Origin of the sequence: Clostridium sp. JS66 (assembly GCF_033561535.1) — a bacterium.
Taxonomy (GTDB): domain Bacteria; phylum Bacillota; class Clostridia; order Clostridiales; family Clostridiaceae; genus Clostridium_AM; species Clostridium_AM carboxidivorans.
Window position 1 is genome coordinate 1,474,383 of the sequence record NZ_CP131467.1, and the last position, 22,958, is coordinate 1,497,340.

The 22,958-nt window shown below is 28.6% G+C and carries 22 protein-coding genes; 13 read left to right on the forward strand and 9 right to left on the reverse strand.

The genetic code is table 11. The annotated features are described in order from the left end of the window. Positions 1-39 precede the first annotated feature (39 nt). Entirely contained in the window at positions 40-180 is a 141-nt protein-coding gene (locus tag Q6H37_RS07065) for a hypothetical protein (RefSeq protein WP_318740386.1), read from the forward strand. A gap of 167 nt (positions 181-347) precedes the next feature. On the opposite strand, the gene Q6H37_RS07070 is transcribed toward Q6H37_RS07065, so the two are convergent. Further along, the gene (locus Q6H37_RS07070) at positions 348-1,091 is read right to left on the reverse strand and encodes a response regulator transcription factor (RefSeq protein ID WP_318740388.1); all 744 of its coding nucleotides are present in this window, start codon (positions 1,089-1,091) and stop codon (positions 348-350) included. Between the two features lie 54 nt (positions 1,092-1,145). Further along, positions 1,146-2,357 (reverse strand): PocR ligand-binding domain-containing protein, encoded by a 1,212-nt coding sequence (locus Q6H37_RS07075; RefSeq protein WP_318740390.1) that lies wholly within the window; start codon positions 2,355-2,357, stop codon positions 1,146-1,148. A gap of 282 nt (positions 2,358-2,639) precedes the next feature. Between Q6H37_RS07075 and Q6H37_RS07080 the strand changes: the two genes are divergently transcribed. Both Q6H37_RS07080 and hcp read left to right on the forward strand, forming a co-directional pair. Next, positions 2,640-4,130 carry an Ig-like domain-containing protein gene (locus Q6H37_RS07080; RefSeq protein WP_318740392.1) on the forward strand — a complete coding sequence of 497 codons (1,491 nt, stop codon included), beginning with the start codon at positions 2,640-2,642 and terminating at the stop codon, positions 4,128-4,130. 288 nt (positions 4,131-4,418) lie between these two features. Beyond that, on the forward strand, positions 4,419-6,263 hold the full coding sequence (gene hcp / locus Q6H37_RS07085) for a hydroxylamine reductase (protein ID WP_318740393.1): 1,845 nt from the start codon (positions 4,419-4,421) through the stop codon (positions 6,261-6,263). A gap of 55 nt (positions 6,264-6,318) precedes the next feature. Here hcp and Q6H37_RS07090 read toward each other — a convergent pair whose 3' ends face one another. Continuing rightward, the gene (locus tag Q6H37_RS07090; RefSeq protein WP_318740395.1) at positions 6,319-6,834 is read right to left on the reverse strand and encodes a hypothetical protein; all 516 of its coding nucleotides are present in this window, start codon (positions 6,832-6,834) and stop codon (positions 6,319-6,321) included. A 198-nt stretch (positions 6,835-7,032) separates the two neighbouring features. Here Q6H37_RS07090 and Q6H37_RS07095 point away from each other — a divergent pair, with 198 nt between their 5' ends. Continuing rightward, positions 7,033-8,259: a S8/S53 family peptidase gene (locus Q6H37_RS07095; protein WP_318740397.1), complete on the forward strand. Its 1,227-nt coding sequence runs from the start codon at positions 7,033-7,035 to the stop codon at positions 8,257-8,259. 208 nt (positions 8,260-8,467) lie between these two features. Here the strand turns inward: Q6H37_RS07095 and Q6H37_RS07100 are convergent, their stop codons facing one another. Next, positions 8,468-9,328, reverse strand: a complete 861-nt coding sequence (locus Q6H37_RS07100) for a LysR family transcriptional regulator (protein WP_318740399.1) — start codon at positions 9,326-9,328, stop codon at positions 8,468-8,470. A 36-nt stretch (positions 9,329-9,364) separates the two neighbouring features. Next, a complete protein-coding gene (locus tag Q6H37_RS07105) occupies positions 9,365-9,721 on the reverse strand; it encodes a HesB-like protein (protein WP_318740401.1) in 357 nt (118 codons plus the stop codon). 383 nt (positions 9,722-10,104) lie between these two features. On the opposite strand from Q6H37_RS07105, the gene Q6H37_RS07110 reads away from it, so the two are divergent. The 3 genes from Q6H37_RS07110 (at position 10,105) to Q6H37_RS07120 (ending at position 14,538) form a co-directional block, all read left to right on the forward strand. Further along, entirely contained in the window at positions 10,105-12,018 is a 1,914-nt protein-coding gene (locus tag Q6H37_RS07110; RefSeq protein WP_318740403.1) for an EAL domain-containing protein, read from the forward strand. A 278-nt stretch (positions 12,019-12,296) separates the two neighbouring features. Beyond that, positions 12,297-12,995: a response regulator transcription factor gene (locus tag Q6H37_RS07115; RefSeq protein WP_318740405.1), complete on the forward strand. Its 699-nt coding sequence runs from the start codon at positions 12,297-12,299 to the stop codon at positions 12,993-12,995. Next, the gene (locus tag Q6H37_RS07120; protein WP_318740407.1) at positions 12,985-14,538 is read left to right on the forward strand and encodes a HAMP domain-containing sensor histidine kinase; all 1,554 of its coding nucleotides are present in this window, start codon (positions 12,985-12,987) and stop codon (positions 14,536-14,538) included. The genes Q6H37_RS07115 and Q6H37_RS07120 overlap by 11 nt, the downstream gene beginning before the upstream one ends. 122 nt (positions 14,539-14,660) lie before the next feature. Here Q6H37_RS07120 and Q6H37_RS07125 read toward each other — a convergent pair whose 3' ends face one another. From Q6H37_RS07125 to Q6H37_RS07135, 3 genes are read right to left on the reverse strand one after another with little or no spacing between them, the layout of a single operon-like run. Next, positions 14,661-15,587 carry a DUF4097 family beta strand repeat-containing protein gene (locus tag Q6H37_RS07125; protein ID WP_318740409.1) on the reverse strand — a complete coding sequence of 309 codons (927 nt, stop codon included), beginning with the start codon at positions 15,585-15,587 and terminating at the stop codon, positions 14,661-14,663. A gap of 17 nt (positions 15,588-15,604) precedes the next feature. Continuing rightward, positions 15,605-16,177 (reverse strand): HAAS signaling domain-containing protein, encoded by a 573-nt coding sequence (locus Q6H37_RS07130; RefSeq protein ID WP_318740411.1) that lies wholly within the window; start codon positions 16,175-16,177, stop codon positions 15,605-15,607. After that, positions 16,170-16,541, reverse strand: coding sequence for a PadR family transcriptional regulator (locus tag Q6H37_RS07135; RefSeq protein ID WP_318740413.1), 372 nt, complete (start codon positions 16,539-16,541; stop codon positions 16,170-16,172). The genes Q6H37_RS07130 and Q6H37_RS07135 overlap by 8 nt, the downstream gene beginning before the upstream one ends. A gap of 234 nt (positions 16,542-16,775) precedes the next feature. Here Q6H37_RS07135 and Q6H37_RS07140 point away from each other — a divergent pair, with 234 nt between their 5' ends. From Q6H37_RS07140 to Q6H37_RS07165, 6 genes are all read left to right on the forward strand, one after another. Beyond that, positions 16,776-17,630 (forward strand): response regulator, encoded by an 855-nt coding sequence (locus Q6H37_RS07140; RefSeq protein WP_318740416.1) that lies wholly within the window; start codon positions 16,776-16,778, stop codon positions 17,628-17,630. After that, positions 17,630-18,091 (forward strand): chemotaxis protein CheX, encoded by a 462-nt coding sequence (locus Q6H37_RS07145; RefSeq protein WP_318740418.1) that lies wholly within the window; start codon positions 17,630-17,632, stop codon positions 18,089-18,091. Before Q6H37_RS07140 ends, Q6H37_RS07145 begins: the two co-directional genes overlap by 1 nt. 333 nt (positions 18,092-18,424) lie before the next feature. Further along, positions 18,425-19,231, forward strand: a complete 807-nt coding sequence (locus Q6H37_RS07150) for a DUF166 domain-containing protein (RefSeq protein ID WP_318740420.1) — start codon at positions 18,425-18,427, stop codon at positions 19,229-19,231. Between the two features lie 335 nt (positions 19,232-19,566). Beyond that, positions 19,567-20,940: a sulfurtransferase gene (locus tag Q6H37_RS07155; protein ID WP_412523931.1), complete on the forward strand. Its 1,374-nt coding sequence runs from the start codon at positions 19,567-19,569 to the stop codon at positions 20,938-20,940. Positions 20,941-21,028: 88 nt separating this feature from the next. Continuing rightward, positions 21,029-21,451, forward strand: a complete 423-nt coding sequence (locus tag Q6H37_RS07160) for a hypothetical protein (RefSeq protein WP_318740422.1) — start codon at positions 21,029-21,031, stop codon at positions 21,449-21,451. 68 nt (positions 21,452-21,519) lie between these two features. Further along, positions 21,520-21,642 carry a hypothetical protein gene (locus Q6H37_RS07165; protein WP_007062812.1) on the forward strand — a complete coding sequence of 41 codons (123 nt, stop codon included), beginning with the start codon at positions 21,520-21,522 and terminating at the stop codon, positions 21,640-21,642. Positions 21,643-21,736: 94 nt separating this feature from the next. Here the strand turns inward: Q6H37_RS07165 and glp are convergent, their stop codons facing one another. Then, complete coding sequence (gene glp, locus Q6H37_RS07170) at positions 21,737-22,954, reverse strand: gephyrin-like molybdotransferase Glp (RefSeq protein ID WP_318740425.1); 1,218 nt, start codon at positions 22,952-22,954, stop codon at positions 21,737-21,739. Positions 22,955-22,958 lie beyond the last annotated feature (4 nt).

The following is a 22,958-nucleotide window of genomic DNA, read 5'->3' on the forward strand; positions in this document are numbered from 1 at the left end:
TGTTATATAATAAAAAGTGTTATAAAAGAAGGTGAAAATTTGAATAAAAAATTAACAGTGATAACGTCTGATGTTATCGAAGAATGTTTATGTGAATCTCTTGATATCCTTGAAAAAAGAGTTAAGACTACTCAAAGGATTAACATAACAAACAGCAAAACTAGAAGACCATTGAAGTAGCTGCCTGCGGCAGGTCTTTTTTTTATTTTTTGATAAAAATTAGATTTTTATTTGTGAACTTGTGTGTAATGTAAAAAATAAATAAAGCTAATTAAAAAAGGAAGCTGCTTTAAAAGGGCCTCCTTTTTGGATTCAAAACATAATTTATGAATAATTATAAAATGATTCTATGCACGATCATGATTTATAACCCACCTGTACTTATGAGGGGCTACACCTTCATACTTTATAAATACTTTGCTGAAGTATGAAGGATCTATGTATCCTACGGATAATGATATATTACTTATACTCTTATTGGTAGAAACTAGTAGCTTTTTTGCTTCTTGTATACGTATTTGTGAAACATAATCAATAAAATTAACTCCAGTATGACTTTTAAAATATCGACTAAAGTACTGAGGGTTTAAATATACATGTGATGATACAGATTCTAAGCTTAAATTCTTATTGAAATTTTTATGAATATAATTTATAGCTTCATTAATGGGATCTGATTTAGAAGAAGATTGTACATCAACGAAGTTATCATTAATATTTGGCAATAAACCTATAACTTTATCCATAGATTGATACAATTCAGAAGGCCTAGCTGGTTTTAGAATGTAATCAATTACGCCTAGTTGTATAGCTCTTTTAGCAAAGTCAAAATCATTATAGGCTGTTAAAATTATAGTTTTAACGTAAGGAAGAAATTGAGTAATAGATTCTAAGGCTTCTATACCATTTTTTTCTGGCATTTTTATATCCATAATAATTATTTCGGGTCTATACTTATAAGCTAAATTTATAGCTTCTATGCCTGTTTTAGCATCATTAATTATTTCTACATTATCAAATTTTTTTTGGAGAATAATTCTTAAAGCTTTACGTTCTAAGGATTCATCTTCAGCAATAAGTAGCTTATACAAAAAACATACCTCCCATATAATAATATTTGTATTAAATACTAAATAAACCTTATTTTAAATTATAGCAGGTATAGTAACAGATACTTTTGTTCCTACAGGATAATTATTTTCTATTTTAATACCAAATTTTGGACCAAAATAGTATTTTATTCTTCCATTCACATTTTGAATACCTAGACCAGTAGTATTAGATGGTAAAGTAGTGGTATTGTTAATTATGAGATTTATTTTTTCAGGTGTCATACCCACTCCATTATCAGATATTTCTACATTTATATTACCATTAAAGATTTTAGCTTTTATAGTAACTAATCCAGGATCCTTTTTGGGTTCAAGACCATGTATTATGGCATTTTCTACTAAGGGCTGAAGTGTCATCACAGGAATCTTGTAATTTCCAATATTTTCAGGAACATCTATTTCAAAATTTATTCTATCACTGTATCGAGTAGTTTGGATGAAGAGGTATTTTTCTATATTGTCTATTTCTGTATTTAATTGAACCATGTTATCTGAATTTTTGAGACTATATCTAAGAATGTCAGAAAGAGCATATATGAGTTTTTCAGTATTTGGAGCGTCTTCTATAAGAGACATTCTAGCTATAGTATTTAATGTATTAAATAAAAAGTGAGGATTTACCTGAGCTTGCAAAGACTTAAGCTGCATATCTTTGGCTAATTGTTGAAATTTCATTTTTTCTTTTGTTTCATCTAAGAGTTCACCCTGAATTAAATTTGACATGCCCATTTTAGCAATTAAATTAGCAAATAGGTAGAGAAATTCTGCCATATCTATTATTTTATTATATTCTAATACAATTACCTTATCTAAAGCAGCCTCAAGTTTTTCACATGGTAAGGAAAATTTGTCACTAAGTTCTTTTATGTTAATAAAATTTCTGTTGTTTTTTTCCTTAACAAATACTTGTCCACAAAGCATAGCTCCTAGGTAGTAATTGTTTACTATTATAGGTGCAGAGAAGTCAGTAAGTCCTGCATGACAAGTATAAATTTCTGGCTTTCTTGATGAAATAGATTTTAATCCTCCATTAGCATCGCAATTAATACATTTTTTAAAACCTTCTTCAGAACTTCTTATAAGATTACAAAATTCAGAAAAATTACTTGGATTTACTATGGGGGTTCCCTTTTCATTTACTGTTATTGTAGACATATTAGTTAACTTTGAAAATTTATCCTGAATGTGCTGTACAGATATTATGTCTATTAGTTCCTCTAATCTGTATTTTTTTGAAGTATTCATATAAACACCTCTTTATTAAAAGTAAAATTACTAATTATATAATATCACAAAACAATTAGTAAAATAATAGATTTTTTATACTTATTTTCATATATGTATATTTTATGAATTCTACCTCAAAATTTGTATGTAAAACATGTATTGAATCACATATAGATGGATATTGCAAAATGCGAATTTGCTAATTTTGAGGCTTTTTAGCAAATGTAGGTTGAAAATTATGAAAAAAAGATGTAGACTATTAAGTGTACTAAATTTTAAGCATTGGAGTGATTGAATTTAATGAAAAAAAGTGTAATAAAAATACTTATAATGTGTGGATGTATTATTTTTTCTCAAGCCATAAAAAATGATATGGTTTTTGCAGCAGCAAATGATACAGCAAATTCAAGTGCCATTACAACAGTTTCTTCAAAAACTGTTAATAATATAAATAATGAAAATTTACAAAAAAGTATAAAAGATTCTAAATATGTAAACGCAGATATTGCAGGACTAAGTTCAATTTCTAAGGTAGATGTTCCTGTGGATAAAGTATGGAAAATAAGATTTAATATGCCACTGGATTCTAGTTTGGTAAAAGATAAAATAAAAATTATAAACAGGGATACTGGAGTTGAAACAAGTTCAAGTGTATCTTTAAGTGAAAATGATACTGTAGTTACTATTTCTTCACATTGTGATCCTAATAGTAATTATTCGTTAACTATTGATAAAGATCTTAAGTCTAAAAATAATAAGTCATTAAATAACCCAGTTTATGTGGAATTTAAAACAGCTGGACAAACTGCTTCAGCACCAGGAAAAACAGACACACTAATATCTTATATAGATGATATTAATGTAACTATAAAAGAAAATGATAAATTTAGTTTTCCAACTACAATAGATGCAACAATGTCTGATGGAACAACTAAGAAAGTAAATATTTCATGGGACAAGCATGTAGATGTTTCAAGTAAACCAGGAACATATACTTATTATGGAGTTATTGATGGATATTCAAAAAAAGTACGTTTAAATTTGACAATAACTGGTTTAGATTCGCCAAGTAGTCCAACAGATGAATTAAAGATAGACTCTACAAAGGATATTAATTTGACTGCTAAACAATACGATGATTTTACTGCACCGGATACAATTGATGGTGTAACACCAGATGGAAAAGTTGTAAAGGTAAAAGTAAAATGGGACAACCCTATAACTACAAATAGGGAACCAGGAAAGTACACTTATTATGGAACAGCTGAAGGATGTTTAGTAAAAGCAGTTTTAAACTTAACAATAACTGCTCCAGAAATAAAAACTCATTCTGATTTTCAGAAAAATTTATATAACTATCTTTCAAATGCAGACAATAGACAATCTGTAATGGCAAGAGCAATAGAACTACACGGTGGAGATTTAAGCAACAATTGTGCATATTTTGCCAGTGAGGCTTTAAGAAGAGCAGGACTTAGTGATTTACCAGAAAGTGTAGCTAATACACGCACACTTACAACAGAATTATTAAATCGTGGATGGGTAAAAAGCACAAATTTGGATGAACTTAGATCAGGAGATATATGCTTTACTATAGCTTATGATTCTACAGGTCCAACACATACATACACCTTTATGAGATGGGTTGATCCAAATTCGCATGAATATGCATATATATGTGATAATCAAGGAGATGAATATGAGGGTGATCCTTATCATAAGAGAAATATAAATTTTGCTACAGAAACAAAGGATCCTATTTCATACTTTATGTATGTACCTCAACAATAATTTTACAATGAGATCTTCTCTTTGTTTAAGTTTGCTAAATTTACTTATAATTCAATAAAAACTTTTAAATATGTTTTATTAGTAGGGTAAAGTTAAGATTTTACTCTACTTTTTTGTTTCTTTATCCAATTTTATTTATATACATGTTATCCATAAATAGAAATTTTATTCTTTAATTTTAAATTTGTAACCTAGGTTACTGATTTTGAAGTATAAAATTAGTAAAATAAAATCATAAGATAGAAAAACAAAATTAATAAAAAGTTATTATATTTAGGAGGGTGAAATATGAGAATTACTAAGGATACACTAATAGGGGATATATTAAAAATAAATCCCAATGCTGTAGAAATCTTAATGTCACATGGAATGGGCTGTGTAGGATGTCCATCATCACAAATGGAATCTTTAGAACAAGCAGTTGGTGTTCATGGAATAGATTTAGAGGATTTACTTAAAAAATTAAATAAAGGTTTAGAAGATTCAGCAGAAGCATCACATATGTTTTGTTATCAATGTGAACAGACTGCAGGAGGAAAAGGTTGTACAAAAGCAGGTGTTTGTGGAAAGAATTCTAAGGCTGCAGCACTTCAAGATCTTTTGATACATCAACTTAAAGGTATTGGTTTCTATGGAAATAAAGCTATAGAAAAGGGAATAGTATTAGGGGACAAAATAGACAAGTTCACTATGGATTCATTATTTACTACTCTTACAAATGTAAATTTTGATGAAGATAAATTAGTAGAATTAGTAAAAGAAGCTAATAATATAAAGATTGAAGTTAAAGCTTTAGCTGGGGAAGTTTCAGAAGTATTTGATGGAGCAGATTATAAAGCACCAGAATCTAAAGAAGAGATGATAAATGATGCAAAAAAATTTGGCATAATGGCAGATAGTACTGTAAATGAAGATATAAGATCTTTAAAAGAATTATCAATATATGGATTAAAAGGAATGGCAGCTTATGCTCATCATGCTTTTATTTTAGGAAAGAAAAATGAAGAAGTAAATAAATTTTTCTACAAGGCTCTATCAGCTACTTTGAATAATAAGCTAGATATAAACGATTGGCTAGGACTAGCTATGGAACTTGGACAAGTAAACTTTAAAGTAATGGAATTACTAGACGGTGCTAATACAGGAACTTATGGTAATCCATCACCTACTAATGTTTTAGTTACTAAGAAAAAAGGTCCTTTCATAGTAGTTTCAGGACATGATTTGAAGGATTTAAAAGAACTATTAGAGCAAACAGAAGGAAAAGGAATAGATATATATACTCATGGAGAAATGCTTCCAGCTCATGCATATCCAGAATTAAATAAATATCCTCATTTAGTAGGAAATTACGGTGGTGCATGGCAGGATCAGCAAAAAGAATTTGATAACATTCCAGGTTGTGTACTTATGACAACAAATTGTATACAAAAACCAAAAGACAACTATATGGATAGAATATATACAACTAGTGTAGTAGCTTGGCCTGGTGCTACACATATTGAAGAAGTAAATGGAAAGAAAGATTTTACAGAAATTATAGAAAAAGCTTTAGCACTTGGTGGATGGACTGAGGATGAAGAAGAAAAATCAATATTAGTAGGTTTTGGACACAATGCTACATTAAGCCATGCTAATGAAATTATAGAGGCTGTTAAGAGTGGAGCTATTAAGCATTTCTTCTTAATAGGTGGATGTGATGGTGCGAAATCAGGAAGAAATTACTATACTGAATTAGCTACATCTCTTCCAAAGGATACTGTAATATTAACATTAGCTTGTGGTAAATATAGATTCAATAAACTTGATTTTGGAACAGTAGCAGGTCTTCCAAGACTTTTAGATGTGGGACAATGTAATGATGCTTATTCAGCAGTAAAAATTGCATTAGCATTAGCAGAAGCTTTCAATTGTGGAGTAAATGATTTACCATTATCATTAATTTTATCTTGGTACGAACAGAAAGCAGTTTGTATATTACTTACATTACTTTCTTTAGGTATTAAAGGTATAAAATTAGGACCATCATTACCAGCATTTTTATCACCAAATGTAATTAATGTGTTGGTAGAAAAATTTGGAATAGCTCCTATAAGCACTCCAGAAGAAGATATAAAAGAAATATTAGGATAAAACTAAAGTTGAGTTATTAATAATCAGGTGAGATAAAAATCTCACCTGATTTATTTTATAAATTATTATTAGTTCCTGGAGTATTCAACGTGTTAGACAAGTTAAAGTTGCTATAAGTTTGTGAATTAGTATTAGTGCTATTATTTTGATTTTCCATCATAGATTGAAGAATGACATCCATCATTTGAGACATATTATCATTACTATTATCGTTATCAATACTTATATCATCGCTGTCATCGTCATCAGGAATACTACCAATACTGGAGCTTGAAGAATCTGAAGATTGATTTTGTAAAGACAACATTTGAAGCATCTGCAGTGCTTTTTGAGGTTGTAGGGATAAACTGTCAAGACCACTTACAACATTACTTGAGCTTGAATCAGTAATATTGTCCGGTATAGAATTAGAGGAATTTCCAGAATTATTAGCGGATATATTTTTCATCATTTCTTCAAGAGCCATTGCAAATGATGAATTAGTATTTTGAGAAGAATTGTTACCATTAAGTTCTGATAAAGCTTGTATTTGTTTAGCTTGTATTGATGGTGATATTGAATTTAGTGACATATTTTTTATCTCCTTTTGTATTGGATTTTTATAGAATACTTTAATTTATATTTTAAAATAGATTTGTGACGATACTGTGACATAAACAAATTATATTTTGAAATCTTTATTAAATCTTAATAAATTTAATAAGTGTTTCTTCAAAAATAAACATTAAAATTTATCTATATTAAAAATTAAAGATAGGAGATATTTTTAATGAAAAAAAGATATAAACTTTTAATTGTAATAGTATTATTAATTATTATTGGTATTATAGCTTTGAAGGTATTGACTAGCCCTAATACTGCATTAAATAAGAATGGTTTTGGAATTGCAGTAAAAGTAAAGCCTGCAAACTGGAAAATTAAAAAATTAAACAAGCTTCCAAATCCAAATTCCAATCCTGATGGTAATCTTGATATAGATTTACGTTCAAGTGACTTGTCAAATATCAATATGACAGGGAAAGAAAATGACCTTTTAAAGTATAGTTTTGATAGTAAAACAAAATGGCCTCAAAACATATCATCAAATTTTTCAACTGAAAAAATCATGTCATTGGGTAAAAATCCTGGACTTGGAATAAAGAATCTTCATAGTTCAGGGATAAATGGTAAAGGTGTTAGTATTGCAATAATAGATCAAAGACTTCTTGTAAATCATACTGAATACAAAGATAGAATTAAATCTTATGAAGAGATTCACTGTGCTCCTGAAACTTCGATGCATGGAGCGGCAGTAGCTTCAATAGCTGTTGGTAAAACAACAGGTGTTGCACCAAAGTCTGATTTATATTATATAGGACAAAATCCTATGAATCTATCTGGAAGTTCAAAGATTGACTTTAACTATACTGCACAAGCTATAAATAGAATAATAGAAATAAATAAGAAATTACCGAAAGACAAAAAAATAAGAGTTATTTCAATTTCAATAGGATGGGATCCAAGAGAAAAAGGTTATAATGAAGTAACGAAAGCAGTAAACAATGCAAAAAAGGAAAATATATTTGTTGTGTCATCATCACTTAAAGATACTTATGGATTCAAATTTACTGGCCTTGGTAGAAATCCACTATCTAATCCTGATATTCCTTCATCGTATACTCCAGGTTTGTTCTGGACAAAAGACTATTATAAGGAAAATTTTGATTCAAATAATACTTTACTTATTCCAATGGATTCGAGATGTACAGCAAGTCCAACAGGATATAATGATTATGTATTTTATAGAGAAGGTGGGTGGAGTTGGTCAATTCCGTACATAGCGGGTGTCTATGCTTTAGCGTGTGAAGTAAAACCGAATATAACACCTGATGAATTTTGGGAGTCAGCATTAAAAACTGGAGACACAATTGAATTAAAAAACAATAATAAGCTATATAAATTGGGAAAAATAATTAATCCATCAAAATTAATTGGAGACTTGAGATCTAATAGTTAAAGATAAATATATAGACTCAATTGCATTAGATGTATTAAATAATTGTAAAAATGAATTTGGTTTTAAATCTATTGAAAATCAATAGTAAAGTAAAAAAGCTATGAAATTAAATTATTAAACTTATATTTTATAGCTTTTAAAATTTATATTATGTGAAGAATCAGAAGATAAAGATAATATTTATAAATATTATCTTTATTTATGCAATTTAAATTACATTTAGAAAATATTTAGCAGCCTCTGATAGATTTTGATTTTTCAGCCATATAGCAGCTACTCTTGTTTCTAATTCTGATTCATCAATTTCTATATAAGATAAATCACTATTATTAACAAGCTTAATAGCAGATTTGGGTACAATAGCAAGACCTATACCAGAATCAGCCCAGAGTAGAGCTGTTCTTGCATCATCACACTTGCATATTATCTTTGGATTAAATCCAGAGTTTTGGCAGCATTTTGATATTAATTTTTCAAAACGACGATATATTATAAGTGGTTTATCCATAATATCATTAATGCATATACTCTTTTTATCTTTATACCAATTAGAATTAGTATTAAATACTGCAATCATTGTTTCTTTGGATAGATACTTTAAGTTAAAGGATTCTGCATTAAATGGAGTTCGTACAATTCCAATTTCTATTAAACCATTGTTAAGTAGTTCTAATAGTTTATAGGTATTTCCTTCGTATATCTCAAAGCTTATATCTGGACATTTTTTATTAAAATTATGTATTCTATCAGGAAGTAATGTAGCACCACAAGATGATACTGTACCAATAAACAAAGTTCCTTTGATTCCTTGACCAAAATCCTTTAATTGTTTAACAGTAGTTTCAGTTAACTTCAATATTTGATTGGCTTTAGCATACAGCATTTTTCCAGCATCAGTCAATTTGATTTTTCGACTTCCTCTTTCTACAAGTTTAACACCAAGTTCGTCTTCCAGAAGTTTAAGATGATAACTAAGAGGTGGTTGAGCCATATTTAATTTTCTGGCAGCACTTGTTATTTGACCTTCCTCTGCAATTGCTATAAAGTATTTAAGTTGTCTAATATCCATGAAATTTACCACCTTTTTTACTATGAGTGGTTTAAATTATTCACAATCTTCGCAGCTTGAACATCCACTAGAACAGTCACCAGAGCAACCTATATTTTCAGGTTTATGAATTGGTTCTAGAGTAAATCCTCCCATACCGTTTTCGTCAGGGCTTAATAATACAAAACCGCTAAATTGAACAAAAAGATTTTTGTCAACTATAAATGTAGTATCGCCAACTTTTTGTGATAAGTCTCCTTCTTGTAGCTCACTTACAGAAATATTAAAAACAGGACCATGGCAAGACATACTTGCCAAGTATATTCTAATATTACCATTGCAAGGTACATTTTGTTCAGTTAAGAATTCTTTTAATTGATTATAAGCTAAATCAGTTATTTTAAGAAAATTCATTTAGTTAAACCTCTTTTCATAATTTAGTTAGAAAAATAATTTCCACTAAGTAAATGTTATTATAATTTAGAAAGAAATTCAACAAATTTCATGTTATACTATGCATGTGAAGTGATTCTTAGGTTCAGAACGAGGTTTCTGTAAAGATGGGAGTTTTAGCAATGATAGATATTGTATAAAATACAGTAACTTTGAATTTATGGATTTTAAATAAAAACATTGAACTATAATAAAAAATAAAATATAATTATACGAGGTATTAAAATATTGAGTTAATATTTTGAATTTTTGAAATAACTATTATTAAATAGAGTACATTTAAATGTTTATATAAAAAATAATTTGACTAAATAGTTTGTTCAAATTATGCGGAGGAGATGTTTTTGAATATTAAATATAAATTTTCTGATTTGATAAGTTTAAAAAAACTTCAATCTATTATTGAGAGTTTTAGTAATATAGCACAGGTTCCACTAGCAATATACGATATGAATGGTGAGATGGTAGTTTTTGCTAGGAAGACAGATTTATGTGTAAAACGACTAAAGTTAAATTGCGATTATAGTATTCAAAAGGTAGTTGAAAGAATAAAAAAAGGTGAAACACATTTAATTGAAGTATGTCAAGATGGAGGCATAAATATTGCTGGAACAATTGTTATAGAGAATGAGCCAATTGCTGTAATTATAGCAGGTAAGTTTTATTTCCTAGAATTTGATAAAGAGCAATTAACAAAAAATGCAGGTATTTATAGTCTTAATAAATATGAGAGTTTAAAAGGTATAGAACAATTTGAAACTTTAATATCAGAAAAAACTAACACTTTACTTAAATTTATAGAAGAATTTACTCAAATGCTTATTGATGTGGGTTATGATTCAATAAAACATTACGAGAATGAGAAAAAGATTAAGAAAGCACATGATAAACTGTATAATTTGAGCAAAAAATTAGAAAGTGAAAGGGAAGAAATAAAATCTTTAGCATATAATGATGCTGTTACGGGCCTTCCTAACAAGAGAATCTTCTATAAAATATTCAATGCTAAAATTCTTGAAAGTTCTTTAAAAGAAAATGTTTCAAAAGGTTCTCTAATGATACTGGGTTTAAATAATTTTAAAAATGTCAACGATACTTTGGGATACGACTTTGGTGATAGAATTCTAAAAATATGTGGTGATAAATTAAAAAAAATACTATTAAATGATGAATCATACATATTTAAGTTTGAGAGTGACAAGTTTTTAGTATTTATACAGAATATTAAGGAAGAAACCTTTTTAATAGATATAGTGGAAAGAATATTGAAAACTTTTAAAGAACAATGGAGTATAGAAAGATATAAAATTTTAATTACTGTTTCAATAGGAGTGCATATATTTAATTATACAGATAGTAATACTGAAACCATTATTAAAAATGCAGATTCTGCTATGTATAAGGCAAAAGAGGCAGGGTTAAATAAATATGTATTTTATGATAAAGCTATAAGTGAAGCTTTAGAAAGAAAGATAAAAATAGAAAATTGTTTAAATAAAGCCTTAGAAAATGAAGAATTTTTTTTATGTTATCAGCCTCAGGTTAATGTTTTCAATAGTCAAATTGAAGGATTTGAGGCTTTGCTAAGATGGAATAGTAAAGAATTAGGATTTGTATCCCCAGCTGAATTTATTCCAATAGCGGAGGAAACTGGACTTATAATTCCTATAGGCAGATGGGTTATAAAAACGGCTTGTATTCAAAACAAAAATTGGAGTGAAAAAAATTATAAGTTTGATCATATTGCAGTAAATATTTCTGCTGTCCAACTACAACAGCTTGATTTTGTTAGCACTGTAAAAAGTATATTAAAGGAAACAGGTATAAGAACTGAAAGTTTTGAAATAGAAATTACAGAAAGTACATTAATAAAGTCTTTGAATTTAAATATTAAAAAATTAGAAGAATTAAGGGCTATTGGAGTGAAAGTAGCTTTAGATGATTTTGGAACAGGATATTCATCTCTAAATTATCTAAAAATGCTTCCAGTTAATAGAATAAAAATTGATAAATCTTTTATAGATGATATTTGTACAGGAACTAACGAGGAAATAATAATAGAGGCATTGGTATTTTTAGGACACAAAATGAATTTAGATATTGTAGCAGAAGGTGTTGAATTAGAGGAACAGGTGGAAATTTTAAAAAGTAAAAAATGCGATAAAATACAGGGCTACTATTTTAGCAAGCCTTTAAAGAGACTAGATGCAGAAAATATTTTGAAAACTGGACTAACACTCAATAGAAAAATTAATTAGTGATACAGCATTTTATATATAATTTTAGAAAAAGTGAAAAGTTTTTTAAGTAAAACAACATCTATATGTAGGTGTTGTTTTTATTATTTATACTATAATATATGTTTTTTTAAGAAAATATTAAGGAATTTCATAAAATTTATTTAAGGTTAAGTTGGTATAATTATTAAATAAATTTTCACATGGCAAAGTTTTATATTATGTATAGTATCTGGTATAATTTTATAAGTAAATAATTTGACAGTGTATGAGTATTTTGAAATGGAGATGGTAATTATATGTCAAAAGAAACTATTCTTGTGGTTGATGATGAAAAAGAGATTAGAAATTTAATAGGAATATATTTAGAAAATGAAGGGTATAAGGTTATTAAAGCTTCAGATGGTTGTGAAGCTTTAAAGGTACTTAAAAGTCAGCAAGTACATTTAATTATATTAGATATTATGATGCCTAATATGGATGGAATGGAAGCTTGTATGAAAATAAGAGAACATAAAAATATGCCTATAATAATGCTTTCTGCTAAAGGGGAGGACATGGATAAAATAATGGGGCTTACAACAGGAGCAGATGATTATATAACTAAACCATTTAATCCGTTGGAACTTTTGGCAAGGGTAAAATCCCAATTAAGGCGATATACTAAATTGAATAATGCAATACAAAATATAAATTCAGATATAATTGAAATAGATGATTTAACTATAAATGTAAGTACCCATGAAGTAAAAGTAGGAGAAAAATTAGTTAACCTTACCAGAAGGGAATTTGACATATTAGAGTTATTAGCTAAAAATAGAGGGATTGTTTTTAGCACAGAAAAAATATATGAAAGAGTATGGAATGAAGAATTTTATCAGTCAGATAATACTGTTATGGTTCATATAAGAAAGATAAGGGAAAAAATTGAAGAAAATTCAAGAAAACCTAAGTATATAAAAACTGTATGGGGAGTTGGCTATAAAATTGAGAATTAGATGTCCTAAATTTATAAAAAGAATTTTTAAAAGATTATTCAGACCTACTATTAGAATATATGATTTTAGTAAAGAAAAAGTAAGTAGAAGTATAAGAATGGAGTTGGTAGTAACCTTCTTAGTATGTCTTGTGGCTTCTTTTACAGCAGCAGCTTGGTATAATAGTTACTATACTACAACAGTTATAGATTATAGTGAAGGTATAAATTTAATTGTAAATCAATGTTCTACAATAAAAAGTAGAATTAAACAACAAAATTTAAGCTTAAAAGATGAAAATTCATTATCAAATATTATAAATAATGAAGAAGCGAATAATAGTGCTAATGAGACTATAAAAATATTTATAACCGATTTAAATGGAAAAGTATTATATAAGTCAAAAAATGCGGAAGAAAACGAAATTAGTATACATGATTTAATCGAAAAAACCTCTCAATATAAAAATGATTATAATGATTATAGGTATGCCAGTGAAAGTGGTAGAAGAATAATAAGCTTAGATAAAGTTTCAGAATATGTAGAGCTTGGTGCAGCGGATTTTTCTGATGGGAAGGCTTATGTAATAGTTAAGGGTATTCCTCATGGAGAAACTACTCATATAAAATCTGACAGCTCATTTTTCTCAATAATATTAGCAATTGCAGTATTTATAATGTTATTTTATCTTATCACTAATAAAAAGATGAAATATATAGAAGGTGTTTCAGAAGGGTTATTTGAAATAGCAAGAGGAAATTTGGATTCTAGGGTATGTATACAAGGTAAGGATGAATTAGCAAAATTAGCAGGTAACATAAATTTTATGGCTAAGGAATTAAATAGAAAAATAGAAAGTGAAAGAAATGCAGAAAAAACTAAAAGTGATCTTATAACCAATGTATCCCATGATTTAAGAACGCCTCTTACATCTATAAAAGGATATATTGGACTTGCTAAAGATGGAAAATATAAAAGCGAAGATGAACTTCAAGAATATTTAAATATAGCCTATAATAAGTCCGAAAAATTAGAAGTACTTATAAACAATCTATTTGAATACACAAAATTAACCAATAAAGGTATAAGCTTGAGTAAGCAAAATATATCCTTTAATGGGCTTCTAGAACAACTTATAGAAGAGCTTTATGTCATATGTGAAGAAAACAATGTGATTATAGAAAAGAGTATACCAGATGAAAAAATTTGTGCATATGTAGATGGAGATAAGATGGTTAGAGTCTTTGAAAATCTGCTTATGAATTCCATAAGATATAGTCCTAAACCAGGACAAATAAATGTAGATTTATATAGAGAGGATAAATTTGTAGTTGTAGCTGTGAAGAATAAATGTGAAAATGTAAATGAAGAAGAGCTTAAAAAAATATTTGACAGATTTTATAGAGTGGATAAGTCAAGATCACAAGCTACAGGTGGAAGTGGATTAGGACTTGCTATTGCTAAAAGTATTGTAGAATTGCATGGAGGGAAAATTTGGGCTGAGGTAAAGGAGAAAAACATAATATTTTTTGTGAAATGTGATGCAGAAAAATGCAATGAATAGTAATTTCTATTGGGAGATATTTAAAATACATACCAATGTATTTTAAATATCTCCTTAGGCATCTTCAAAAAAATAATAAGTCCACTTGATAGTCTAATTATTTTTTTTCAGATACCTTAATTCTAATGATTTTTAATTTTTATGCTACCGGAAGTAGCAGATATATTAATTTGATTTTTATTATTTCCAACCACACCATTTAGCTGATTACGTTTGGATTCCCCTTGAATAGTTACAGGAAAATCACATTTTATATTACCTAAGTCAGCTTTAGCATTTAAAGCAAATTGAGAGCTTTTAGGAAGATTCAATATTATTTCTCCAGAAGAAACATTTAAATTCACATTGTTATTGAATTCAGAGTAGGTTATTTCTGTTTTACCAGAGGTACAACGATGATTTATATTTCCTTTAAAGCCGTTTAAATTTATACTTCCAGAAGAAAGTCTTAATGATGAATTTTCACATACAATATTTTCACCATAAATTTTACCAGAAGTAGCTTCAAGTGATAAGTTTGATGCTGTTAAGTTTTTTAAATCTACGCTTCCAGAACTTAAATCAAGATTAAAGTTATTAAGCTTGATTGGATTAGATGATGTTATTTTTCCTGAACTCAATTTAACAGACATATCAGATGCATAAGTTTCAGGAACATTTATATCTAATTTTAATCCTTCCCTGGAGGAAAAATTAAAGGAACCAGAAGGTCTTTTCACAGATATTATAAGTTTACTTCCTTCCACTCTACTTTGTAACTCTGGTTTAAAGGAGGCGCTTATATCACCATAAAGATGAGATTTAACATCTTTTCTATTTTCTGATATTATTGAAATATTTTCACTCGAACCTTCTATATATATTTCTTTTATACCATCTATTTTTTGAGTTTTTTCATCATTTATAATATAAGCTTTGCTGGAAACTCCTAATGAATTAAAGTTTTCAAAGCTGCCAGTAGCTAAAAGTATGGTACCTCCAGCAGAAAAACTTAAAACTATGATTGATATAAGAATAATTACTAATTTTTTTATATTAATATTAAACATTTTTAACCTCCAATAATTTATTGTTTAGCTATGATATTAATGTTCCATTTAAGATATTTTATAGAAGCTTTATAAAAGAATTTAGATAAATAACATGTTCCAATAAAGAATAATATACCAAGAGCAGTTGTACCAATACCTAAAAGGAATATAGCAATAGGATTGCCTAGAATTGCTACAATGGAGCCTAAAAATGGGTGAAAAAGTACTGCAAATATGCTAGCTATTCCTGCTGCAAACACAGCTATAGCAGAAGCAAATAGTGATATTAAAACTGCTGCCAAAGCTAAAAATGGGCCAAGAACTATTACAAGATTAAAAAATCCAAGAGCTAAAGCAGCCAAAATTGCCTTCCCAATGTTTTTAGTAGATGGGTTTTCCATAGCATCCTCTACTGCAGCAGAAGCTCTATAGGATTTACCAATAGTTTTTGGATCTCCAAGTTCTTTTATAATTTCTTCTGCGGTTTTACCTTTTTCAAAACCTATTCTAAAGTGTTCTTCATAATCGTAAAGTATATCTTTTTTTTCATATGAATCCATATTTCCGAGAGATTGTTCTAAAATTTTCATAAATTCTTCTTTATTCATTAATTTCACCTTCTTTTATGTTTTTTTCCATACATGATGGAGAATTTTCCAAATTAGCACTACTTACAATTTGTTGTACTCCGCTAACAAAACGAATCCATTCCGAGATGAGAACAAGACCTTTTTCCTTTCCAAGTGAAGTAAGTTTATAATATTTTCTAGGAGGACCATCACTGGATTCTTGTAAATAAGTTGTGACATAGCCCTCAGATTTAAGCCTTCTCAAAAGAGGATAAATGGTTCCTTCAGAAATATCTATATGTTTGGATATTTCTTCTACCAACTCATATCCATAAAATTCTCTTTTGTACAGTTCTGCCAGTACACACAATTCTAAGACACCTTTTTTAAATTGAACATTCATGGTTAAAATCCTTTCATTTCCATTTTATAGATTATATTATAGTACACAGTACTGAATAATGCAAGGTACTGTGTAATAAAAATTTAAATACAACAAAAAGCCATAAAATTAGTACAATTAAACATACAGTATATGTTTGTTTATGAAGGCAAATATGGTATAATAGCAACATATAGAAAGTTCTTTAAATTTTGTATTTTAACACGAAAATAATAAGAAAAGAGGTAACGGATTATGGAAAAAGTAAAAGTTGTAATTGTTGATGATTCACCTTTTTCAATTAATGTTATTAGAGATATATTAGAAGATAAAGGCTTTGAAGTTGTAGGAGAAGCTGGAAATCTTGAAGAGGTAATTAGTGTTGTAAAAGATACAAGACCACAATTAGTAACCATGGATATGACTTTACCAGGAACTGATGGTTTAGAATGTACAAGAGAAATACATAAAATAGATGAAAAAATAAAAGTAATAGTTATAAGTTCAATGATGGATGAGGAAATACTTAAAAAAGCTAAGCAAAGTAAAGTATCAGGATATATTCAAAAACCAATAGATCCAGAAGAGCTTATAGCTCAAATAGAAAAAGTTATTTCCAGTGATAAAATATTTAAGGAACTTGAAGAAAGCTATTTCAATACTTTTAAAGAAGCATTTTCAGGTGGGGTTACTAGGTTTACAAAGACTATAACAACCTTTGATGAGGATAAAAAATCCAATGATGTAGAAGTATCAAGGGGGATTTCTGTAGTAATAGGAATTATAGGTAACTTTTCAGGAAGAATGATTATAGATTTATCTAATAAAAGTGCTGAAAATATGGCAAAGGTTATGTTAAGAAGAGATCCTAAAAATCAAGAAGAAATATTGAATGTTATGGGAGAGTTTGCCAATATAATTGCAGGTAATGCATGTTCCATGATGAATAGAAAAAATAAAGTTTATGCATTAAGAGTTGCACCTCCAACTATATTCTATGGAGAATCAATTAAAATATCTAAGTCAAAAATTGATACTTTATCAGTGCTAACTCATACAGATTTCGGAGAAATTCTATTGAATGTTGGATTTAAAAGAGGTGATGAATAATGGATGTGAATCATGTTAACCCATTTATTGAAGCTTTTTTTAACATAATGCCTCAAATTGGATTTACTAACATAGAAAAAAAGGGAGTCGTTTTAAATAAAGAAATTAAAAGTAAAGGAATTATTATAAATTTAGGTATTGTAGGAGATGCAAAAGGAAATGTAGTTTATATAACGGATATTGAAAGTGGTAAAAAAATTGCATCTAAAATGATGATGGGCATGCCGGTAAATGAGTTAGATGATATGGCGCAAAGTGCTTTATCAGAACTCACCAATATGTTAACTGCTAATGCTAGTATTAATTTGTCTGAAATAGGAGTGAATGTAAATATATCCACTCCAACGTTATTATATGGAGAAGATATACAAATCAAGATGAATGTAGATAAAATTTTATGTATTCAATTAACTGTAGATGACATTCCTATAGATGTAAATATTGCATTACAAAATTTATAATTGTGATTGAAAGAGAGGAAAAGAACCTCTCTTTATTTTTTTACCATAAAGTAACAAAGGTTACCGATTTTTCGGAGCATATTTATTATAATTAATATCAAGTGATTCTTAGACTCAGGTGAAGTTTGTCTGTGAGGAATGCCTCTTACCTGAGCAAGCTCGTTAAATATCATTTAGACATTTAAACTACCTGAGTCTTAGAAGAACTTATCCAGGTGCGTAGCAGTGCTTATCCTCCGCTTTAGGAAAGTGGAGGGTTAGCAATGATAGCGATCGGATAAAATATTATCTAATAAATTTTTTTGGATTATTTTGTAATTAGGAGGTAATAAGATGAAATTATTGATTATATGTTCAGAAAAAAGTGGTAAGTTACCTGAGAATGAATTCTATATTAAAACTGATTCTAGGTTTGCAAATTCAAAATTCATACCTAATTTAATAGATGAAAAAGAAGTTTGTACTGTGTGTGGAAAAAAGTGTGTGTGGTGCAGGGGAAACTATAATTTAAATTTTGAAGACAGCATATCTGAAATAATAAAGTTACCAGATGTATACAGAATGTTTGAAGATGAACCATTAACGTATTTACCACATAAGTTTAAGGAGCATGATATTGCAGTGGTTATTGGAGTACATCAGGATATATTAGCTGAGATACCTAATATTTTAAAGAAAAGTGGAGGTAAGGGGTTAATAGTACCTTGTGAGAGTGGTGATTGGGTATCAAGATGGACTAGAGAATTTGTTATAAAACAATGTGAAGAACTTGGATTGGAATATGCTTTTCCTAAACCATTTTGTACATTAAATAAAGGAAAATTTGAGACAATAAATAAGTTTATAGATGAATTTAAATTAGGAAAACCTAAATTTAAATTACATGTAAATAAAGATAATATTATTGTAAAGGCTGAGGTTATAATTTCTGCTCCTTGTGGAAATGGCTACAATATAGCAAAACATCTTATAGGAAAACAATTGGGAGAAGAAGCTAAGAAGATAGTAGCAAAATTTTGGCATAGTTATCCATGTATGGGTGGCATGCATGTAGATCCAGAAATAGGTGATACACCACTTCATATAGGAGGATATGCGCATTATAGTGCATTAGAAAATGCAGAAATTTGTAAAGTTTAATGGATAAAATATCTGAGATAAATCTTTAAGTAAGGTAGCTTATAATATAGTTAAAAGTGTACCTTGCTTAAAGATTTTTTGAACTAGTATAATTTTTAAATTTGAATACTTGATTTAACACTACTTGTATGATCTATAATATATTTTAGTGTAATAACTTTGTTATAAATTAAACTTATAGATAAATAAAATTTATAACAATATATTATTATACTTTTGTTATACAATGTAATATAATAATAAGCAGTGAAATAATTCTTTAAGCTACATTTTGTAAGCTTATTAAGTAAATTACTACATATTAAACTAACTTAGGAGGTTTTTTTATGCAAAGGATAAAAAAATATTCATTAGCTGCAGTTTTTTTAACAATTGGTATGTTATCGCTTGCTGCGTGTTCTAGTGGAAATAACACAGCAAAAAATGATTCAACAACACCCAAAACTATGGAAACTAAAGATTTACAAGATAAAATTGGCAAAAGTGATTGGGTAATTGTTGATACAAGAAGTAATGATGCTTTTAATGGATGGAAATTAGATGGAGCAAAAAAAGGTGGACATATTAAGGGAGCTACAGATTTTTCAGCAAATTGGTTAAAGGTTGATACAAAGGATAAAGATAAAACATTAAAGGAAACTTTAAAGACAAAAGGCATTACATCAGAAAAGAATGTAGTTTTATATGATGCCAATGGAAAAGATGCTGATAAAGTAGCTGAATATTTAACTAAAAACGGAATAAAAAATATATATAAATATGATGTAAAGAAATGGGCTTCAGATGATAAACTTCCAATGGAAAGTTATGCAAATTATCAAATGTTAGTTCCAGCATCATGGGTTAATGATTTAATGAATGGAAAAAAACCAGAAACTTATACTGGAACTCCATATAAAGTGTTTGAAGTAAGCTGGGGAGATGAGTCAAAATCACCAGATTATTTAAAGGAAGGACATATAAAGGGAGCGGTTCACATAAATACTGATGAAGTTGAAGAAGGTCCACTTTGGAATCGTCTTTCTGATGATAGACTTAAGAAATTTGCAGAAAACAGTGGTATAACAGCAAATACTACAGTTATACTATATGGGGCTGATTCAATGCCATCCTTTAGAGTTGGTGTAATATTAAAATATATGGGTGTTAAAGATGTCAGAGTATTAAATGGCGGTACTGCTAGCTGGAAAAATGCAGGATATTCATTAGAAAAAACATCTAATAAAAAAGTTCCTGTAGAATCCTTTGGAGCAGTAGTTCCTTCTAATAAAGGATATATTGTAGATTTACCACAAGCTAAAGAAATAATAGCAGATAAACAAAACAGTAAATTAGTTGATATAAGAAGCTGGGATGAGTATATAGGTAAGACTTCAGGATATGATTATATAAAACCAAAGGGTCGTCCTGCAGGTGCAGTATGGGGGCATGCAGGAACTGATGCAACTCATCTACAGGATTACAGAAACATAGATAATACAATGCGAAATAAAGATGAAATACTTGCTATGTGGAAACAATCAGGAATTACACCAGATCAAAGATTAGCTTTCTATTGTGGAACAGGTTGGAGAGCATCAGAAGTGTTAACTTATGCAGATGTTATGGGATTGAAAAATATATCCCTTTATGATGGTGGATGGAATGAATGGAGTGGAAACACTGGAAATCCAGCTAATCCTATAGAAACAGGAGAACCTAAAAAGTAAAAATTATGTTGAAAAGGCGATATATTTATATTGCCTTTTTTAAAATTAAAAATGAAATTAATAGTTTAATGGGAATGGGTGTGTGATAATGGTAAATAAGATAAAGATTATATTGACAATTATGCAAATGATAGTTTTAATTCCAGGAATAGTGTTAGAATATCTTTCGGATAAAAAGATGGGAGTTATAAGATATTTAGTATTTAAAAGACAAGCATATGAACAAGGTATTTTTAATTCAAGTTTAATGAATATATATAAAAGCTTACTAATAGCAACTTTTTTTATAGTTATTATTATGATAATTTACAAGAGTATTAAAATAAAAAGTAATAAGTTTATTAAGTCAGGATTAATTACCGTAATTATAAATCTACTTTGTATAATTTTTATTATATCTAAAAAAGCGGTAGCTTTAGAAGCCTATCATTTTTTTGTAATAGCTATTTTTATAATTGTAATTCTAGAGTGCTTGAAATTCATATTAGACTTTTTTAGAGTAAATAAATAGTTTAAATATAACAATACATAAAAATACATGGTGCTGGATATTATAATGTGGTAAAAGGAGGTTTGTGTATGAATAAAAAAAGTGAAAAAAATAGAAAAAATGATAATAAAACTAAAAATGAAAAAACATCTAATCCCATTACTGGCAAGGTTGATCCTAACATGAATAAGCCAGTGCGAGGGTTGCCATAAGAGAAGCCATGCAAAAATAACACAATATATTGAAATCTTAATTAGAAGTCAATATATTGTGTTGTTTTTTATCTATATATAGTCTTTAAATTTCTTATATTAATACAACCTGTACAACTTGTCCTTTACTTAGAGGTGAAGAATTAGGTGGTATATCTATAAGGCAATTAGAATTTAAAGAGGAACTTAAAATACCATTACCTTGATTACCTTTTGTAATGTCAACTACAGCCGTATCATTTGTATATGATAGAGTACCTCTTACAAAACGTCTAACCTTACTTTTTTTATTAAAGTCTTGTTTAAGTACTGCATTTACTTTGTGCAGCGCAAGATTTTGTCTTCCAGTAATTTCTGACAAAATAGGGCGCACAAGAATTTCAAAGGTAGTTATAGCTGCAGCAGGATTTCCTGAAAGACTAATAACTAATTTGTTATTTAAGCTGCTGCAAAATATAGGAGAACCAGGTTTTATAGCTACTTTCCAAAAAAGTAAATCTGCACCTAAGTTTTTCATAACATCTTTTATTAAATCTTTTTTTCCTACAGATACTCCACCTGTAGTTATAAGAATATCTGATTTACTTAGAGCATATTTAATTCTTTCAGTTAAAGTATTAATGTTATCACTTGCAATTCCCATGTCTATAGGCTCGCAGTAAAGTTCTCTTAGTCTGGAGCATAGGCAATACAAACTACTGTTATATATCTTGCCAGGAGCTAGTTGTTCTTCAATTGACACTAATTCATCGCCGGTACTTAAAATACCAACTTTAGGTTTAGGGTAAACAGATACATTTTTACAACCTATGCTGGCAAGTACACCAATTTCGTTGGATTTTAAAATAGTGCCTTTTTTTAAAATTAGTTGACCTTTTTTTATATCTTCTCCCTCAAAACAAATGTTTTGCCAAGGTGAAAACTTACTAAATATTTCAACGAAGCCATCTTTAAAAACAGTATCTTCTTGTTTTATAACACAATTTGCTCCTTTAGGAATTGGAGCACCAGTCATTAGTCTTATTGCAGTACCTTCAGTTACCTCTTTATTGGCACAAAATCCTGCATAAATTTCTTCTATAACTTTTAATCTAACTCCACTATCTTTATTTGCAAGTATGGAATCTTCAGCTCTAAATGCATATCCATCTAAAGGAGAACGATTAAATGGAGGTTGATTTATCCGAGAGAATATATCTTCTGCTAAAACTCTTTCATGGCAATCCATAAGAGATACCTCTTCTTTTGGTAAAGAAGGAGTTTTTGCATTCAAAATAGCTTTAGCTTCTTCTAGCTCTATAAATTCAAGCAATGTC

Coding starts and splice junctions, on each gene's coding strand:
- Q6H37_RS07075 (WP_318740390.1), bottom strand. CDS start 2,357: ATGAATACTTCAAAAAAATACAGATTAGAGGAACTAATAGACATAATA.
- Q6H37_RS07080 (WP_318740392.1), top strand. CDS start 2,640: ATGAAAAAAAGTGTAATAAAAATACTTATAATGTGTGGATGTATTATT.
- hcp (WP_318740393.1), top strand. CDS start 4,419: ATGAGAATTACTAAGGATACACTAATAGGGGATATATTAAAAATAAAT.
- Q6H37_RS07090 (WP_318740395.1), bottom strand. CDS start 6,834: ATGTCACTAAATTCAATATCACCATCAATACAAGCTAAACAAATACAA.
- Q6H37_RS07095 (WP_318740397.1), top strand. CDS start 7,033: ATGAAAAAAAGATATAAACTTTTAATTGTAATAGTATTATTAATTATT.
- Q6H37_RS07100 (WP_318740399.1), bottom strand. CDS start 9,328: ATGGATATTAGACAACTTAAATACTTTATAGCAATTGCAGAGGAAGGT.
- Q6H37_RS07105 (WP_318740401.1), bottom strand. CDS start 9,721: ATGAATTTTCTTAAAATAACTGATTTAGCTTATAATCAATTAAAAGAA.
- Q6H37_RS07115 (WP_318740405.1), top strand. CDS start 12,297: ATGTCAAAAGAAACTATTCTTGTGGTTGATGATGAAAAAGAGATTAGA.
- Q6H37_RS07125 (WP_318740409.1), bottom strand. CDS start 15,587: ATGTTTAATATTAATATAAAAAAATTAGTAATTATTCTTATATCAATC.
- Q6H37_RS07130 (WP_318740411.1), bottom strand. CDS start 16,177: ATGAATAAAGAAGAATTTATGAAAATTTTAGAACAATCTCTCGGAAAT.
- Q6H37_RS07135 (WP_318740413.1), bottom strand. CDS start 16,541: ATGAATGTTCAATTTAAAAAAGGTGTCTTAGAATTGTGTGTACTGGCA.
- Q6H37_RS07140 (WP_318740416.1), top strand. CDS start 16,776: ATGGAAAAAGTAAAAGTTGTAATTGTTGATGATTCACCTTTTTCAATT.
- Q6H37_RS07145 (WP_318740418.1), top strand. CDS start 17,630: ATGGATGTGAATCATGTTAACCCATTTATTGAAGCTTTTTTTAACATA.
- Q6H37_RS07150 (WP_318740420.1), top strand. CDS start 18,425: ATGAAATTATTGATTATATGTTCAGAAAAAAGTGGTAAGTTACCTGAG.
- Q6H37_RS07160 (WP_318740422.1), top strand. CDS start 21,029: ATGGTAAATAAGATAAAGATTATATTGACAATTATGCAAATGATAGTT.
- Q6H37_RS07165 (WP_007062812.1), top strand. CDS start 21,520: ATGAATAAAAAAAGTGAAAAAAATAGAAAAAATGATAATAAAACTAAA.